The organism is Mesorhizobium sp. YIM 152430, from assembly GCF_029210365.1.
Taxonomy (GTDB): Bacteria; Pseudomonadota; Alphaproteobacteria; order Rhizobiales; family Rhizobiaceae; genus Aliihoeflea.
This window is the reverse complement of the sequence record NZ_JARGES010000030.1, coordinates 39,563-56,954: the sequence shown is the minus strand read 5'-3', so window position 1 is coordinate 56,954 and position 17,392 is coordinate 39,563. Positions and strand designations below refer to the sequence as shown.

General features: G+C 61.1%; 15 protein-coding genes and 2 pseudogenes. 7 read left to right on the top strand and 10 right to left on the bottom strand.

Annotated features, from left to right (window positions below; genetic code table 11):
• Positions 1-3: 3 nt before the first annotated feature.
• Entirely contained in the window at positions 4-2,676 is a 2,673-nt protein-coding gene (locus PZ895_RS10605) for a nitrate reductase (RefSeq protein WP_275838987.1), read from the top strand.
• A complete protein-coding gene (gene cysG, locus PZ895_RS10600; protein WP_275838986.1) occupies positions 2,648-4,084 on the top strand; it encodes a siroheme synthase CysG in 1,437 nt (478 codons plus the stop codon). The genes PZ895_RS10605 and cysG overlap by 29 nt, the downstream gene beginning before the upstream one ends.
• Here cysG and PZ895_RS10595 read toward each other — a convergent pair.
• Positions 4,081-4,209 (bottom strand): annotated as a pseudogene (locus tag PZ895_RS10595) (IS5/IS1182 family transposase); the annotation flags it as partial. The gene cysG and the pseudogene PZ895_RS10595 sit on opposite strands and share 4 nt — an antisense overlap.
• An 81-nt stretch (positions 4,210-4,290) precedes the next feature.
• Between PZ895_RS10595 and PZ895_RS10590 the strand changes: the two are divergent.
• From PZ895_RS10590 to PZ895_RS10580, 3 genes and pseudogenes are all read left to right on the top strand, one after another.
• On the top strand, positions 4,291-4,584 hold the full coding sequence (locus PZ895_RS10590) for a transposase (RefSeq protein WP_275838985.1): 294 nt from the start codon (positions 4,291-4,293) through the stop codon (positions 4,582-4,584).
• A gap of 8 nt (positions 4,585-4,592) precedes the next feature.
• Positions 4,593-5,165 (top strand): DDE-type integrase/transposase/recombinase, encoded by a 573-nt coding sequence (locus tag PZ895_RS10585; RefSeq protein WP_275838984.1) that lies wholly within the window; start codon positions 4,593-4,595, stop codon positions 5,163-5,165.
• A 31-nt stretch (positions 5,166-5,196) separates the two neighbouring features.
• Positions 5,197-5,364: pseudogene (locus tag PZ895_RS10580) on the top strand (IS630 family transposase); the annotation flags it as partial.
• Positions 5,365-5,505: 141 nt separating this feature from the next.
• On the opposite strand, the gene PZ895_RS10575 reads toward PZ895_RS10580, so the two are convergent.
• The 9 genes from PZ895_RS10575 to PZ895_RS10535 all read right to left on the bottom strand — a co-directional run bounded on the left by PZ895_RS10575 (position 5,506) and on the right by PZ895_RS10535 (position 15,352).
• Positions 5,506-5,769 (bottom strand): hypothetical protein, encoded by a 264-nt coding sequence (locus tag PZ895_RS10575; RefSeq protein ID WP_275838983.1) that lies wholly within the window; start codon positions 5,767-5,769, stop codon positions 5,506-5,508.
• Positions 5,770-7,160: 1,391 nt separating this feature from the next.
• A complete protein-coding gene (locus tag PZ895_RS10570) occupies positions 7,161-8,840 on the bottom strand; it encodes a site-specific integrase (protein ID WP_275838982.1) in 1,680 nt (559 codons plus the stop codon).
• 224 nt (positions 8,841-9,064) lie between these two features.
• Positions 9,065-9,742: a hypothetical protein gene (locus PZ895_RS10565; RefSeq protein ID WP_275838981.1), complete on the bottom strand. Its 678-nt coding sequence runs from the start codon at positions 9,740-9,742 to the stop codon at positions 9,065-9,067.
• A 279-nt stretch (positions 9,743-10,021) separates the two neighbouring features.
• A complete protein-coding gene (locus tag PZ895_RS10560; RefSeq protein WP_275838980.1) occupies positions 10,022-10,549 on the bottom strand; it encodes a hypothetical protein in 528 nt (175 codons plus the stop codon).
• 1,142 nt (positions 10,550-11,691) lie between these two features.
• Positions 11,692-12,621, bottom strand: coding sequence for a DUF2971 domain-containing protein (locus tag PZ895_RS10555; RefSeq protein WP_275838979.1), 930 nt, complete (start codon positions 12,619-12,621; stop codon positions 11,692-11,694).
• Between the two features lie 24 nt (positions 12,622-12,645).
• Entirely contained in the window at positions 12,646-12,873 is a 228-nt protein-coding gene (locus PZ895_RS10550) for a hypothetical protein (protein ID WP_275838978.1), read from the bottom strand.
• Between the two features lie 4 nt (positions 12,874-12,877).
• Positions 12,878-13,342 (bottom strand): TIR domain-containing protein, encoded by a 465-nt coding sequence (locus PZ895_RS10545; RefSeq protein ID WP_275838977.1) that lies wholly within the window; start codon positions 13,340-13,342, stop codon positions 12,878-12,880.
• A gap of 42 nt (positions 13,343-13,384) precedes the next feature.
• Entirely contained in the window at positions 13,385-13,891 is a 507-nt protein-coding gene (locus PZ895_RS10540; protein ID WP_275838976.1) for a toll/interleukin-1 receptor domain-containing protein, read from the bottom strand.
• A gap of 24 nt (positions 13,892-13,915) precedes the next feature.
• Complete coding sequence (locus tag PZ895_RS10535) at positions 13,916-15,352, bottom strand: SIR2 family protein (RefSeq protein WP_275838975.1); 1,437 nt, start codon at positions 15,350-15,352, stop codon at positions 13,916-13,918.
• A gap of 129 nt (positions 15,353-15,481) precedes the next feature.
• Here PZ895_RS10535 and PZ895_RS10530 point away from each other — a divergent pair, with 129 nt between their 5' ends.
• Entirely contained in the window at positions 15,482-16,084 is a 603-nt protein-coding gene (locus PZ895_RS10530) for a TIR domain-containing protein (protein WP_275838974.1), read from the top strand.
• A 510-nt stretch (positions 16,085-16,594) separates the two neighbouring features.
• Positions 16,595-17,296, top strand: coding sequence for a potassium channel family protein (locus PZ895_RS10525; protein ID WP_275838973.1), 702 nt, complete (start codon positions 16,595-16,597; stop codon positions 17,294-17,296).
• The last annotated feature ends 96 nt before the right edge of the window (positions 17,297-17,392 follow it).

Below are 17,392 nucleotides of genomic sequence, written 5' to 3'. Positions count from 1 at the left end.
GCGATGCAGGATCGCCCGGTGGCCGAGGTGAGGACGACCTGCCCCTATTGCGGGGTGGGTTGCGGCGTGCTGGCGAAGGTCGCCGCGGATGGCGAGGTCACCGTCCGCGGCGACCCGAACCATCCGGCCAATCTCGGCCGGCTCTGCTCCAAGGGCGCGGCGCTCGGGGAGACGATGGGGCTCGACGGAAGGCTGCTTCAGCCTGAGATCGGCGGCAGGGCTGCCGGGTGGGACGAAGCACTGGACGTCGTCGCCGCGCGCTTTGCCAAGACGGTCACGGAATATGGGCCGGACGCCTTCGCCTTCTACGTGTCGGGCCAGTTGCTGACCGAGGACTACTACGTCGTCAACAAGCTGATGAAAGGCTTTATCGGCTCGGGCAACATCGACACGAATTCGCGGCTCTGCATGGCGTCGTCGGTCGCCGGACATCGCCGCGCGTTCGGCGAGGATGTGGTGCCGGGCATCTATGCCGATTTTGAGGAGGCCGACCTGATCATCCTCGTCGGGTCGAACACGGCCTGGTGCCATCCGGTGCTCTACCAGCGGATGCTGGCCACGCGGCAGGCGAGAGGAACGAAGATTGTCGTTATCGATCCGCGTCGCACCGCGACGGCGGAGGAATGCGACCTGCACCTGGCGCTCAATCCGGGCACGGACGTCCTGCTCTTCAACGGGCTGCTCGCGCATTTGGCGCGGATGGGCGCGGTCGCTCAGGACTATGTTGCGGCGCATACGAACGGATTTGCCGAAGCGCTGTCGCTGGCGAGCGCGGATGCGCCTTCATTGGAAGATGTCGCGCGCGGCTGCGGCCTGCGGACGGCCGACGTGCAGGCGTTCGTCGACGCCTTCGCGGCGACACCGCGCACGGTCACGGTTTACAGCCAGGGCGTCAACCAGTCCGCGCACGGCACCGACAAGGTCAATGCCATCCTCAATTGCCATCTGGCGACGGGGCGGATCGGACGGCCGGGGGCGGGGCCGTTCTCGGTGACGGGACAGCCGAACGCAATGGGCGGGCGCGAGGTCGGCGGGCTCGCGAACCAGCTCGCGGCCCACATGAACTTCGATGTGCCGGCTGACATCGACCGCGTCGCGCGGTTCTGGAACGCGCCGGACACTGCCCGCAGGCCGGGGCTGAAGGCGGTCGATCTTTTCCGCGCCATCGGCGAAGGCAAGGTCAAGGCGCTCTGGATCATGGGCACCAATCCTGCGGCGTCGATGCCCGATGCGAACCGGGTGCGCGCGGCGCTGAAGGCGTGCGACTTCGTGGTCGTCTCCGACGTCACCCGCACCGACACCACCCGTTATGCCGAGGTCCTGCTTCCGGCCGCCGGCTGGGGCGAGAAGGAAGGCATGGTCACGAATTCGGAGCGCCGCATGTCGCGCCAGCGCGCCTTCTTGGCCCTCCCCGGCGAGGCGCGGGCCGACTGGCGCATCGTCTGCGGCGTCGCGCAGCGCATGGGTTTCGGCGACGCCTTCGCCTATGACGGTCCGGCCGCGATCCTGCGCGAGCATGCGGCGCTCTCCGCCTTCGAGAACGCGGGCGGGCGCGAATTCCACATCGGCGACCTCGAGGAGATTGCGGACGCCGACTACGACGCCTTCGAACCACGCCTCTGGCCCGCCATGAAGGGCGGCAACGATGCCGAGCGGCTCTTCGCCGATGGCCGTTTCGCCACCCCCGACGGGCGCGCCCGCTTCGTCGCCGTCCGTCAGGAAGGCCCGGTCCTGTCGGTGACGGCGGACCATCCGCTCGTCCTCAATACAGGCCGCATGCGCGACCAGTGGCACACGATGACGCGCACCGGCCTCGTGCCGCGGCTCGCCGCCAATGCGCCCGAGCCGGTGATCGACCTTCATCCGCGCGACGCGATTGCGCATGGATTGCGCGACGGCGACCTGGCGCGAATCGAGACGCGCTTCGGCTTTGCCCGCGCGCGGGTTCGGCTCGGCGATGCGCAGCGCCCCGGCCACGCCTTCCTGCCGATGCACTGGAGCGGCCAGTTCGCCGCGATGTCGGGCGCAGGCGCGCTCTCCTCGCCCGTCACCGACGCCTATTCCGGCCAGCCTGAACTGAAGCACGTGCCGGCGCGAATCTCGCGCGAGACGGTCGCCTGGCAGGCCGTGCTCCTGACGCGCCGCGACCTCCGCCCGACCGGCTTCGTCCACTGGAGCCGGCAGGCGGTCGCGGGCGGCTGGTCCTATGCGCTGACCGGTACGGAGACGCCTGACCAAGGCATCCTGCTGGCGCGCGCTTTGCTGCCGGCGATGGCCGAAAGCCTCGTCGAATATCGCGATCGGCATGGGCTGAACTATCGCGCCGCGATGCTTGACGGAGCAGGCTCGCTGGCGGAGGCGTTGATGGTCGCGCCCGTCGCCCATCTGCCGGATGCGGCGTGGCTGACGTCGCTGCTCGCCTCACCGGACCGGCTTTCGGCAGGCGAACGGCGGGCACTTTTGTCCGGCCGCGCGCCGGAGGCGGGACCCTCGATCGGGCGCGTCGTCTGCGCCTGCTTCAATGTCGGCGTTAACCAGCTTGCCGCCGCCGCGCAATCCGGCTGCCGCAGCCTCGACGCCATCGGCCAGGCGCTCGGCGCCGGCACCAATTGCGGCTCGTGCCGCTCCGAGATCAGGAGAATCGTCGATGCATATCCTGCCCAGGCAGCCGAGTGACGCCGCGCCAGCCCGCATCCGGCCGCTCAGCGTCCTACCCGTCTTCTACGACCTGGCCGGCCGGCGCGCCGTCGTCGCCGGCGGCACGGCGGCGGCCGCCTGGAAAGCGGAACTGATCGCGGCTGCGGGTGCCGATCTCCACGTCTACGCGCAGCGCGAGGGCCGGTGCGAGGAGCTTGTCCGCCTTGCCGAACGCGAACCGGGCGTGTCACTTCACGACCGCGAGTGGCAGGCAGGCGATCTCGCCGATGCCGTGATTGCCGTCGCCGACGCAGAGGGCGCAGCGGATGCCGAGCGCTTTCGGCATGCCGCGCGCGTGGCGGGCGCCGCCTGCAACGTCATCGACAAGCCAGCCTTCTGCGATTTCCAGTTCGGTGCGATCGTCAACCGCTCGCCCGCCGTGATCGGCATTTCGACGGCGGGCGCGGCCCCGATCATCGGACAGGCGATCCGTCGCCGCATCGAAACGCTGCTCCCGCCATCACTCGCGGAGTGGACGGCGTGGGCGCGCGACTGGCGCGAAAAGGTGAATGAAAGGCTCGCCATGGGCGCGCCGCGCCGTGCCTTCTGGGAACGGTTTGCCGACCGGGCTTTTGGCGAAGCACCTACAGCAGATGCCGACATCGACTCGATGATCGGCAAGGATGGCGCGAGCCGGGAGGGGCATGTCACCTTTGTCGGCGCGGGGCCGGGCGATGCCGAACTCCTCACCTTGAAGGCGATGCGGGCGCTGCAGGCGGCAGACGTCATCCTCTTCGACGACCTCGTTTCCGACGATGTGCTGGAGCTCGCCCGCCGCGAGGCGCGGCGCATTCTCGTCGGCAAGCGGGCGGGCCGGCCGAGCTGCCGCCAGCACGAAATCAACGACAGGATGGTCGCGCTGGCAAAGGCCGGGCGGCGCGTCGTGCGGCTGAAGTCGGGCGATCCGATGATCTTCGGCCGGGCTGGCGAGGAGATCGAGGTGTTGCGCTCTGCGGGTATCGGCTTCGACGTGGTGCCGGGCATCACGGCGGGCCTCGCGATGGCGTCCGCGCTCGGCATCTCGCTCACCCATCGCGACAGGGCGAAGTCCGTGCGCTTCGTGACTGGGCATTCGAAGAAGGGCGGCCTGCCGGACGATGTCGACTGGGCGGCGATCGCGGACCCGTCGGCGACTACCATCTTCTACATGGGCGCGCGCATGGCGGATGAAATCGCGGCGACGATGATTGCTCGTGGCATGGCGGCCGCGACGCCTGTCGCCGTCGCCGCCGATCTCGCGCGGCCGACCGAGCGGCTCGGCCGCACCGATCTGGCAGGCCTGGCGCAGGCGCTTTCGACGTTCGACGCTGACCAGACGATCCTCATTGGCATTGGGCCTGTGTTCGCGCAGCGGGCCCTAGCTCAGGGCTCGCGCCAAGTCGCCTAAGTCGTGAACGCTTGGCACCAGATGCGGGGCGAGATGAGTTTGATTGCGGCGAGGTAGCCCGCGGGGTCCTTGTCGTCTCTCTTTGCGATGCCGCGGACGTGTTTGATGCGATTGAAGTAGCGCTCTGAGCACCGCCCCAGAAATCGGACGGTGACGGAAGCTACGATCTGACGTCTGCTGATCTCCAATGACGAGGAGATCAGAACATGCGCAAACGCAGGAACCATGACGCGGGCTTCAAGGCTCGCGTGGCGCTAGAAGCCGTGAAGGGCGAGCCCACCGTGTCGGAACTGGCCGCCGAATATGGCGTGCACCCAACGATGATCCACCAGTGGAAGAAGGCGCTGCTTGACGGTGCGGCTGACATCTTCGAGCGGGGCGGCAAGAAGACCGCTGAGGTTGACGAGGAGACCGTTCGGGCGCTGCACGCCAAGATCGGGGAGTTGGCTGTGGCCAACGATTTTTTGTCGCGAAAGCTCAAGCCTTGGGGCGGGAAATGAGACGCGGGATGATCGAACGAAGCCACCCCTTTCTGTCGGTGGGTGCGCAATGCCGCCTGCTGTCGATCTCGCGGTCATCGTTTTACTACGAGCCGCAGGGTGAGACAGAGGTGAACCTCGCCCTCATGAAGCTGATCGACAAGCAGTTCCTGGAGACGCCCTTCTACGGCGTGCAGCAGATGACCTGGCACCTGCGGAACGAGGGCCATGCCGTGAACGTCAAGCGCGTTCGGCGGCTGATGCGCCTCATGCGGCTGATGCCGATCTTCCAGAAGCCGGACACGAGCAGGCCCGCGAAGGGGCACAAGACCTACCCCTATTTGCTGGGCGGGTTGCGGGTCGACCGGCCCAATCAGGTCTGGTGCGCCGACATCACCTACCTGCCGATGCGGCGTGGCTTCCTCTATCTGGTGGCGATTATGGACTGGTTCACCCGCAAGGTGCTGACCTGGCGCATCTCGAACACGCTGGAAGCGGACTTCTGTGTCGATGCGCTGAACGAGGCGATCCATCGCTTCGGCTCGCCCGAGATCATGAACACTGATAGTCAAAAGATCATGGCCAGTTCCTGGGCGGTCTGACTCAAACACTGATCGACCGCCTGATAGGCTGGCGCCGCGCGGCCACAGATTGCAGGCTTGCGTTCCGCATGGCCACTGGAAGACGCTGACCCTGATCGCGGCGTTGCGCTACGACCGCATCGAGGCGCCCTCCGTCTTCGACGGCCCCATCAACGGGCGAAGATCCGCACCCTATGTCGAGCAGGTTCTCGTGCCGACGCATGTCCACCTCATTTGGCAGTTGGATCACCCGCAGCCCGCTTATGTTTGATTCAGGCAAGGATTTGCGTAGGCATGAGCGGATTCAAGAAGAATCAACAAGAACTCGCCACGGAGACAGCCTTCTTGGGCTGTATGCGCACTAAGTTTTCCTCCGCTGGTTTTGCAGGAGATCGAGTAATCTTAGAGCGGCCAGGGTTGGACGAGACGGTTCGAGGTTGTCTGGATTTCGCCCGAACCTGCTTGCTATCATTGCGCTCATGCGCGCCGCGATCAGCACTCTCTCGACAGGCTCATCGACAAGGGAGGTGGCGCGACGAATGAGATGTTTTCGTCGGTCAAGCCCAATGAAGGAATCCGCGACGAGGAGGCTGCGCAGTTCGATGATTGCGATCCGTGCATCCATGCGCTTATCCTGCGAACACGCGCGCCTCATCGGATCCTCCGAACCGGGCGGCGAACCCGCGGGTGCGTCGCCCGAGGTTCACTAAGGATGCCAAGCCGACAGCTACCAACGAGGTAACAGTCAACGCAGATGGCGGTTCGGCAACAACGGTCAGGAGTTCGCCGCAATTTTCCACCAAGATCTGTTCTCATATCCCTCTCCTGAACTCGGGAATCGCGGATGGATGTGTATTGGCTGCGAACATTCGGCCAGGTCCGGCTCGAGAGCGCGCGTCCCGGCGGTGCCGCCTGCGCCGGCAAATCTGCATGCCTGCCGAGCTAAGCCGTGTCCGGAATTGCGACGGATGCGCGCTCAACGCTGCACCCATTCTTCAAACCGTAGCACTCGCGTGAGTTCTCGCCCCGCTCGTCGAGTTTGCGCGGCGGGCAAGTAGTGCCGCTCCGTGATGCGGAAGTCGTGATGCCCGAGAAGATCCTTGGCGCTGTGGATGTTCTCCGGGTCCACCTGCGCGATTAAGGCCGCAGCAGCTCTGCGGAACCCGTGAGGCGACACACTCATTCCAAGTTGGGAGAAGGTATAGTCCTTGATAAGTCGTGCTATGGAAGTTGCTCGTAACGGGCATCCGTTCAACGATGGCCAAAGCCCGTCATGTATATCAGCGTCAGGGAACTGTGGCCTTATTTCAGTGAGATAGACGTCAAGAGCCTGCGCAAGGTGAGACGGAACCTCATATTCTACAGGCGTGCGGGTCTTTGCATGCTCAGCCCGAGCAGCGATATGCCATATTTTTCCCACCTTTGTTAGGTCGCTCAATCGCAAAGCGGCCAAGTTTCCTCGTCGCATAGGAGCAATAACCAATATGCTAACCAACAGGGCATCCCTGAAGGCCCTCGCGCGACCGAGGTAGCGTTCGCAAACTTCGCCAGCCTGGGCTTGTCTCAAGCCCTCGATCCCGACACGATATAGCTGGGTCGAGACAACTACGGGATGAACGATGCGTGGGGCGCGCGCAGCAATCCGCCGCGCAATCTGGTAGATCCAGTGAAAGTCTTGCGCTGGGCAGAGTGAGCGCGCTACAAAATAGAGGCGCTCCAAGTGTACGACCACCGTCGTGTCGCGACATCTCTGACGACAATCGGCAACGAAATGCTCAATAACGCCTCTAGTTAGACGTAGATGGAGAGGGAGCTTGAGCAGGTTCGGATCGCTCCTTCTTACAAACGCCAGAAAGATGCCCCAAGTGTACCTGCGCCCCCTGATCGTGACAGGCGACAAGACCGATTCGGCCCCTTCAAAAGGATCATTGTTCCGCGCCAAATGGCTTTCCCAGAGGCGCTGGTCGTCCGGGGGCCAATCGGCCATCCCGAGCCCCCGGTTTATTGTTGGAGCGGTCATGCTGCACCTTTGACACTGGATGATGCCGGAGCTTCCATCTGCCGCATTAGCAACATGTGGTGGTGGCGAGCGGCGCGCTTAGTGTCTGTTCCAGCGTAGAAGGTCGCAGTGGTCTCCAAGTTCTTGTGTCCCAGCAGGTGCTGGACCACGACGTGGGCCCCCGGATTGTCATCGAGGATGAACTTTGCAGCCAAATGCCGGAAGGCATGTGGATTGATCGAGACGCCGAGATACCGAACTGCGTAGCTCTTAATGAGGGTGCTGAGTGGCCCAGAACGTTTGGGTGTCCCATCCGTATTCACGAAAACGCGCTCTCGTATCTTGCCAGTCAGCAATGGACCGAGTTCGTCGTGGTACTCCTTCAGGAGGGCTGCATAATGGGGAGGAATGTCGAACTCGAGCGGCTGCTCGTTCTTGACCTGCTCACGTGGAAACCGAATGGTGCCGAAGCCGCAAGTGAGGTCAATATGCTCGCCAAACCGAAGGCTTGCCAAGTTCATCAATCGGACGGGAAACAATGTTAGGCACCCGATCGCCAGTGCAGCATGTATCTTGGCTAGTCGCGAACGCTTGCATCCCGTCTGGTGACGGGCCTCTTCAAGGAGAAGCTCGGGGAGATGGACCAAACGCTGGCGGAGCTCATCGTCTTCAAAGCGGCCAACGATCTTCTTATTCTTCTCGGTCATCTTAGGCTCGGGTCTTTTCTGGCGGCGAGTGATGCTGCGGATCTCCGATAGCTGCGGCGCAGCAAGCCCTATCCAATTGCCCACTTGAACCAGTGTCCTCCCCATTTCGAAATTGAGCGCCGTGTGCTTATAGCCGGATCCCTCGAAACGGATTCGGCATATGGTCCGCACTCTTTCCGGCGTCAGAAGGTCTGAGATCGACCGGATCGAGGAGATGTCGACACCGGATTTCACAAGGGCATCCGCAGCAGCATGCAAATGTGCCCATTGCGCCCGAAGGGTCTGCTCGGAAAGCGCGCGCTTTCGCGCGTTGGAGTCAAATGGATCGGCCCCGCCAGCCCAGCGCAAATACGCAGCCGTATCTTGCCAGAACTCATCCCGAAACGCGCTCGGCGGAACGCGTTTGCGACGTAACTGGATGAGCGGCACAGCCAGGCAGGCCAAGCCGAGCTCTGGAGATCTTTCGCGAACAATGTTCCAGATCCTCAACCGGCTGCGTTGATACCTGCTCGAATTGGGTCGAAGGGAGTCATCGCGGGCATCATTGAAGCGTTTAATCACGTCCTCATCGACATCCTGCGGCTCAATGCCCTCCCTGCTTGCCCAGGTCATCAGGCTCGATAGTGGATGCTGCTCGCCCTTACCCCGGAGATGACCGCGGACCTTCTGCCACGAGGCGGACAGAGGCAGACGCTCCGTCAGCGCAACTGAGGAGCCATTTAGAACTACTTTGATGACGGTATTGCAGCGGCTTCGTACATTGGTCCACGTCCGTACTCCAATTCCCCTGGACCGCGGATTGACCGTGGCGAAAACGCTGCGGATGACCTCGCGATCCAACGGAATGTTATGGAGCGGTACTCCGGAATGATGCTCGAGGGAATTGAGCGCTGTAGTCCACCTGTCGCGGCGTGCTTTGGGGTGGTCGGTGTTCTTGATGGCCTGGCGCACGTCGGCCAGGGTCCGGATTTGACGGTGATGATCTTTCATTTTGGAGCTCCTATCCCTCAATGTTCAGGTGATAGGGGCGCTTTCGATTTAAGCGGGTTATATGATTACCCACCCATAGAAAGTACCAATATTTCCAGTGCGCAGCCGCCTCACAACGATCGAATATGCTGTCACTGGAGAAATCGAAGACGCCCCAAAAAGCGCCTTGCTGGCGCGGTGGACGCCACCTATCGATCACAGTTTTGGCTCTGGCGCACAAACTTCTAAATTGGCCAACTGGACATTAGTCTCCGCGCTTGCAGCCAGCTTTGCCGGGCCGCTTGCACCGCACTTTCCTGCCTTTCCGGGTCGCGCCGAAGAACGATTTTAGCGATGGCAGCAAATGAAGCGCGATCTTCTCTGGCGTCTAAGATCCGAAGATATTGCAGCCATACCGCAGCGTGCCTGCGCCGCTGTGGTGGGCTCCCAAACTGCATTAGGGTTGCTTTTGCTTGAGCAAGCTGCGCGCGATGTGGTCGGTTCAAGCTGAACACAATCGCGACCGTGCCTTCAGGCACATCCAGCAATGGAGGGAAGTAGTCGTCCGGCCAACCCTCGCCCCGACCGACACAAAACGAACCGTAGTCCTTTGAGAAAAGACCGCTTAGGTTCGGATGGTCAGCGATTGAGGGATTGGGAATCCCGACCATCCCAAAGCGTGGTCTTCCTGGAACCATCGCCCAGAAACCAGGCTCGTTAGGAGTCCTACCTTCCTCCTTGGTTATCGAGGCATAGTCGGGAGACTGCCTCAGATACTCGTATGTTTGCTCGGCATAGGCCCAGAACTCTTGGCGAACATCCTGGCGCCGGCGCGCAAATTCCCAACGCCATCGGTAGTCCGGCCAGGTCTCGGTTTTCCCGTATGCTGCTGGGCTGCGCCAATCCGGGAGTCCCCAGTCCATTTGGTTTCTCCATTTCGTTTTCCATAAAAACAGATCACTTTCGCTGGGCGAAAAGTCGCTGACAGAACCTTGCCGAGGCGCCGCCGGCAAAGCTTATGACGTGAAGGGTAGGTCGCAGTATCGCAACGAGACACGAAGCCTTTCGTTTGCTAACTCGCGATGACGCTCTGAGCGGCTTGTCAGCATAGCTTGAGGCAGCGTAGCGTTAGGTCGGAATTCCAGATGCGCGAGTCACACTGCATCGCTCGTCCGCTTGCGCACCAGCTACAGCGGATCGGCTCAGCATGACCATTCCTCCGCCGTTTGCTGAAATCCGGCGTGCACAGAGCTCAGCTCGCTCCGATCGAGGTGGTCTGGCTTCGCGATAGCCATCAAGCGCAATAGATCGAACCGCGCATCCTGAGGGAAGATGTAGTGCGGTAGACGGAAGCTATACGGCTCAAGATCCACCTCATAATTGAAGAGCGCGGTCGCGCAGACCACGTCCGCCAGCACGAGTTCCTGAAATTCTGCAGACACAAATGAGATGGCCGAGTCAGACAGCTCTTCGTGCCTGGTTGCTCTTTCCCATCGTTCGACCACGGTTCGATCGATTGAAAGAGCGGCCAAGTCCGGTACTTGACTGACGTGGAGAATGTCCTCAAAGCCGGCGTGCTTTCCTCGCACATAGCGGAGGAATGGCCATTCGGGTTGGTATGGAAGCAAAGCTTTGATGATGCGTGTCCTGATCTCTCCAAACTCGGACCAAAAAGTCTCGCCCGTGGGCTCGGGATCGATATGCTGGCGGTAAATGTGGGCAGTGCGCATTGTGGAGTTCCCATAATGTTGAAAGCTGCGCCACCAACGTGATTTTTATCAGAAAAAGTCAATCAAACATATTGTTGATTTGGAAAAGACAGATTATAAGAACGAATGTTTTGGCGATAGAGTTGTAAACTTTATCTTTACAGTAAGCGGTTTGTAGATTCTGTAAATGTTATTTAGAGCAGGCCCTTAAGGGCTCGAATGGCGGGATCGACGACGGCAACTCGCACCACGCCTCACGGGGCAGACACGAGTCGGTCACGTACGCTGATGGGAGAATCAGCGGCCAAGGGCGAATTTTGAGGGTCCCGTCGGCCTATTTTTTCGATTTCCACGACGGTCGTGACTAACGGCAATCGGTTGTAATCAGTGCTTACTGTGTCCAACACGGCGCGCTTTGTGGTCTGTAGCGAGTACTAGGGTCCGCACCCTAGAGGCAGACTGATAGACGAGCGAGGCTTTGATCGCCTTGCACGTGTCTTCTTGCAGCAACGCGGCGGATTGGCCGGCGCAGTGACGAACGCGATCCAAGCCGCCGACATTCTACTTGATCGGTGGCGGGCGATTACGGCGCGCCAAAGCATCTTGCCGCGCGTCAGGATTGGATGGTCTTCCTCGAACGCTCGGAAGCGGACCGCGCCGAACGGCGGGCATTCAAAACCGCTAAAGAGGCCCACATCCTGGCACCCTCGCAATCGACCTCGAAAAGTACCACGACCCCGGCTCGGGCATGCCGCATGACATCCATCCGGAATAAATGGCAGACGTACGCCACCTTCAGCTTTGCGCCCCCATTCCCGTCGTTCAGGCTAGATTGATCGGAACCCAAAAGCGGGCATGCGCAGGTTGTTCACCATTAGTCCAACATGGGTGGAAAGCAGTTGGTCCGCTTGAGCGGATTGACCGAGACACTTGGGCTTATTCCTCGGCTACTGTACCGAGAGGTCTGCGAAATCACCTATCGTTGCCATCTCGATCCAGAGGCCGGTGCCGCGGTGCTGGACGGCCCCTAGTTTCAGGTCCTTCAAAACCAGTACTGGCTAGGGGCGCCCCGTTGACAAATGGCAAACGCCATGGCCTCGGCAACGGCGGCGCGCGACGATCCAGAAAGACCGTGCCGTAGGGCACGCGGCCAGTCGCGCCAGCTACCTGTAGGGAACGCGCGGCCGGTGCGGGAAATTCCCAAAATAGTCATCGAGCAGCCCATGACCGTCCAGAATCCTGAACGGGTTGCTTCTCGCCGCGTTCAGCCGGTCGGCGTCATCGATGGCACACCATGGGCAGAACTTGCCCGCCGCTCTGAGCGGCTCTCCGCATTCCGCGCAGCTTCCGACCGGAACCGCGATGCCGCCGTCGACGAATATGCGGGTCGTATCGGCCTCGTCGACCAGATAGGGTGTCGGAAAGCTACGGCCGATCCTTTCGCGGTAAAGATCGGCGTCGAGTTCGGCCGCCGCCGCGCGCAAGGCCGCCATCATCGCGTCGGTGGATTTGGCGCCCGCGATCACCACGGTCACGCATGAGCCGGGAACGAAAAGGACCTTGTGGCCGCCAACATCCTCGACATAGGCCTCGAAATTGACCGCCCGAACCTCCTGTTCGTAGCTCCATTCGAGATATTTCGAGAAGTAGCTTTGATAGGTCACGGCATGTCGGAGCGCCATGGCGTCCCTGGGCTTCTTCCGATAGGCCGCCATCTGCGTAAACCGCACAAGGTCTTCGTGCGGGCCCTCGCGGTAGGAAATGTCCCGCACCAGCAGATCCGGAAAAGCATCCTGTAACGCGGTCACGTCGAGGCCAATCACGCAGCCCCGGTGGTTGTCGGCATAATGAGCCCACATCGGGGCCACGACCGGGGACCTGGAAAAGCATGTCGTCAGCTGCGAAGGGACTACCCCCACAACATCACTGTAAGTCGCGAGGAGTTCAGATCCCTGACCGAGGTCGATGCCGAGAAACAGCTCATAGGGGTCGTTGTAATCCTGCGGCAGGGAACATTTGATGCCGACATGTCCGTCGCGGGCGAAGACGTGCCCGATGACACTTTCGGAAACGTATTTGAAGATCAGCGTCATTCGCTTTTCCCTTTTGGCGCAGCGCTATGGACGCAAGCCGATGTCGTCGAGGTCTTCGACGCCGGTGGCCGCTTCTACACCCGCGCGTACGCCCAGCGTGAATAGGCTGTAGCCCATCGTCGTCAAGCGCGGCGCCATCGGCAGGACGCGCGGCAACGGCACCCCGTCTCCACACACCGCCTCCCATCCGACGCGAAAGCCAGCGGCGAAGTCATCATGAGGGAGCGGCAGGCTCGCCGTCAGGTTGGTCATGGCGTCACCGGTTCGCGGCTTGAGCTGCGTTCTCGATCCAGGTGCCGATATTGGCATAGCCGTCGTCGTACACCCAATCGTAGGACGGATAGGTCCGCTGCAACCCGAAATGCTCGAGTGGATTGCGGCCGGCGTAATCGGCACCCGAAACCGGATCCTTCACGTTATGGATGTCAATGGCAATGATGCCCATCTTGCGCTCGACGCTCTTGGCGATTTCGTACCGGACCCATTCGCGATCGTAGGTTTGGTAGCCGAAAAGGATCGCGGTTACCGAACATCCCGATATCTGCTCGTCGATCCACGCCCTGATCCCGCCGGCCCTGCGCTTGGCCTCCTCGAATTCGGCCTTGTCGTAAAAGGGCGGCGCTGCCCCCTTCTCCCGGACGACCCAAGAGTTCCTGACCTGCTGGATGCGCCGCACGTCCCGCTCGTAGTGGAAACTGAAAAACACGCGTCGAACCGTCATGATCGCTTTCTCCTCCAATATTCCTCGCTCCCCGCTCCCGCGTCAGGGCCGTGCGGTCCCCCGCAGCATGCGTCCGTTACCGGACTTGTCGAAGTGAGCCACCCCACCCCCCGATGCCTCGTCCAGGTGGCGGTAAAGCTCGAGATACTCACTACCGTAGGTGCCGCTGCTGTCGGAGGTCTGCACGATCAGGATGGACGAATTGGGTTTCTTGCCGTCGGCGTAACCGAGCTCCCACGGACACCAGCGACTGGTCATGGAATTCTGCGTGGCCAGGAACAGGAAGAGATCGAGTTGCACAATCTTGCGGCGGATCCTTTCTGCTGTCACGACGCTCGGCCGGTCGGGCATCGCCGTGTCTTCCCAATCGATGTAGACGTCCCAGTCCAGCCGGCTCAAGCGGGCCTGCAGACCCTTGGCGAGAAGGGCGTCCCTATGACTATGCGAAAGGAACGCGGTCGGAGATCCCTGCCGGACTGCCTCGTCGATCGACTTGCGTAAGACGGTTCGGGAGGCTTCGGACAGGAGTGTCGATTGAGCGAATGCCATCGGGGCCTTTGGGGTTGGGCGGTCTTATTCGGCCGCGAGCGCCTTGACGGCATCGATGGTGGGTTGCAGCAGATTGTTGAGGTCCGCGATGGGTTGGTTGAGTGCAGTGATCGCTGCGAGCATTGCCTGGGACAGACCGGCGGGGCTCGCCAGCGCTTCCGCGGCCAATTCATCGGCCATGGACCCGGTGGCACCAACCGGGACCGCCGCAACGCCCTGAGCCCGTGCGATCTCGAATTCCTTGCGGACTCCGTCGGCCGGCACGATCTTGCCCCCGACTTCCTTGTTGCCGAAAAAGAACAAGGCAATGCCCGGAAGCGACAGCAATTCCTGCCGATAGCGGTGCCATATCGCGGCCCGCTCGTCGGCATCGGCGATATCCCGGGGAAAGGGACGGACCTGCAGGAAGTTATCGAGCCGCGTGTTCTTTCTGGCATAGGCCTTTTCGATCGCGCCGCTGATCAGCGAATTGCCCACCCCAAGCCCGAAGCCGCTGACGATCTGGAAGTCGTTGTCGATCAGGATCGACCCAAGGTCGCGGAAGAAGGCATTGACCGCCATCTCCCCCCAGGGCGAGAAATCGGACGCGCTGCCGGACACGAAAACCAGGCGCCGCCGATAAAGGTTTTCAATCGTCTTCAGCGCCTCGGTGATCGTGGCATAGTCTCCGATCTCGAGCGCGGTCACGTTGTAGCGCTTGAGATCGATCACCATGTGGCGATGGCGCGCCTTGGCATAGGCGAAATCCTCGTCGCTGTCGTAAGTGTCTTTCTGCGGTACGCGAACGAAGCAATAGTGCTCACGCTGTCCCGTCTGGTAGCGCAGGCGCAGTTGCGACAGCACATGATCGAGGTTGGGGTCCGAAAAACTGAACCCGATGAAGAGGAAGGTCTTGCCGGTCAGGTCGCCCACCAGCGCGTTGACGAAGCCCAAGTGCTTGCCGCCGTAGGCCTCGTAGTCGTCTCGGGTGAGCACCGCATCCTGCGGATGGTCCACGTCGCCGTGCATCTTGTACACGATCGCGTCGCGCTTGGGCTTGGTGACAGGCAACTGGCTATCGACATGCTTGACGTCGGGGGTCTTGCGCGCGTCCGTTAGCGCCGTCTCGATCAGCTTGTCGTAGTTGGTTGTCCAATAGGTCCTGATCGGCAGGCGAGCAAGGATCGCGTGGTTCTCCGACGGTGACGCCAGTGAAGGGAAAGCGGTGATCAGGGCGTCGTTGAGATGGGCGCGATTGCCTTGCTTGTGGTTGAGCGAGAACTGGGCAAAGCGCACCAGGTTGTCGCTTTCACGTTCGATGCTCAGCCCGAGCTCCTCAGCGAACGGAGCCAATAGCGTCTTCCAGTCGACGAAGCCGGCGCCGGCCGACATGCCTGCACCGGCGAAAATCGCCACCGTGCCCTCTGCCATGTCACGCGCGAACTTGCGGCAGAATGCAGTTATTTCGACGGACAGCGCCATTGTCTGAAACCAAGGAATCGGAGAAAATATATTTCTCTAATTCTTGGATGCCGCCATGGATTTCGTCAACCACCGAGCATCTATCCACACCGTTACATCCATAGCCAAGTTCAACGACGCGGAAATCGCATGGCACGCCACACGTTTTTTTCCTATCACTATAAGCCCGATGTCTGGCGGGCGTGGAACGTGAGGAACTCCTGGGTCGTCAAACCCGAAACCCGTAAGTCCGTCGGCTTCTTCGACTCGAGCGTCTTCGAAGCCTCGCGCAAGGAAAGCGCCGACGCGCTAAAGCGCTTTTTGCGCCAGGGGCTGGAAGGTACATCGGTGACCTGCGTCCTCGCGGGTGCCGAAACCCATCTGCGCCGCTGGGTGCGCTACGAAATCGCCAGAAGCATAGTCAAGGGTAACGGCCTGCTCACCGTCTTCATCCACGGCGTCCGCAATCGGGATGGCAAGTTGTCGCGTAGAGGCCCCGACCCCCTCGCCAGCATGGGCGTCTACAAGGCGGACGGAAAGATATTCCTGTGCGAGAAGATCGGCGATGTTTGGCGCAAATACGAGGACTACACCCTCGCCATCCCGCCGAACGTCCTGTGGTTTGCCGCACCCACATCCAACTCGGTGGTGACGTTGTCCAGTCATTGCCTCGCCTATGACTTCGCCCAGCAAAATGGGCGCCAGAATATCGGCGGATGGATAGAGATCGCGGCCGGTCTTGCCGGCCGGTGACCGGCCCGCCAAACCAAGCTTCCCACCCGGCAGATTCGAGCAGCTTTGATGGAACCGTTCGGGGCGGAGACCGCTATTCCGCTGGTGGCCCTGAAAGCGGCCAGTCCGCTAACGGCCCCGAAGGCGTCGGTAGGAAAAGATTTCCCGGCGTGCCACGCCGGCTGACGCCGACGGCCTGACCGGGGTAAATTCCTGCTCGACCGGTCCCGGGCGATGGGATCACGAAAGCGGCCATTCGGGTGGTCGCTGAGCTTCGACAGCAACGCGCCCCATCGCGGACGTCCAGGCAAACTTGCTTAGAAACAGACTTTGCTCCTTCCGTTCAGGAGTTTTCCGATGGTGCGGCCGAGTTCCGATGCAACGTTGCTTCGGGACTGAAAGGCCCAAAGTCGCCACGCAATCCAGAATAAGACGTTATGAACGGTTCTGTGGTCAGATGAAGCCATGCTCGACGCAATTCGTCACAGTCTTTATATACACTTGGAGCCTCGTGCTTGGACGCGGCCTGGCTTGTCGCCGATCAACAAGGCTGTCATGGCGTCAATATGCTTCGCAGCGTTGGTTGCCGTTGTCGAGAGCGAGGTTGCGCTCCATGACGGCAAGACGACGATTTTTTCAGGGGTTGAGATTGTCCTAACAACAATATTTGCGATCGAATATTTGGCTCGGGTGTGGATTGCGGCAGAAGATTGCCGCTATCGGGGTGCCCGCGGTCGAGTGCGATATATGTTGAAGTTTACATCGCTCATTGACCTGTTCGCGCTGTTGCCACTCTTCCTTGGGTTTCTTGGCTCAGAAGCGTTTCTCCTTAGACTGTTCCGGCTCATTCGCATCATGCGGCTGGCAAAGCTTGGTCGCTTCTCGAAGGCACTAATGGCAATCATAGACGCTCTGCGCGATCGAAAGTACGAGCTGGCAATGAGCGTTGTGATCGCAAGCGTATTACTTCTTGTCTCATCCACCTTGCTCTACATCGTTGAAGGTGATGGCCAGCAGGGGGCGTTCGGTTCAATTCCGCGCGCGATGTGGTGGTCCATCGCGACGCTGACCACTGTCGGCTATGGAGACGTAGTGCCGCTAACCGGCATCGGTCGTATCCTGTCCGGTGCCACAGCACTTCTCGGCATCGGGTTGATCGCCATGCCGACCGGCATCCTGGCCTCCGCATTCTCGGATGCGCTTCAACGCGAACGCCAGCGCAAAAGCGACTGAGCGATTGGATCATTGCATCAAGCTGCTGGGATCAGAGCAAATAAAACCCGGCATCTCCCTCAAACCGGAGAAGTGGAGCCTCAGGTCATTGACGTA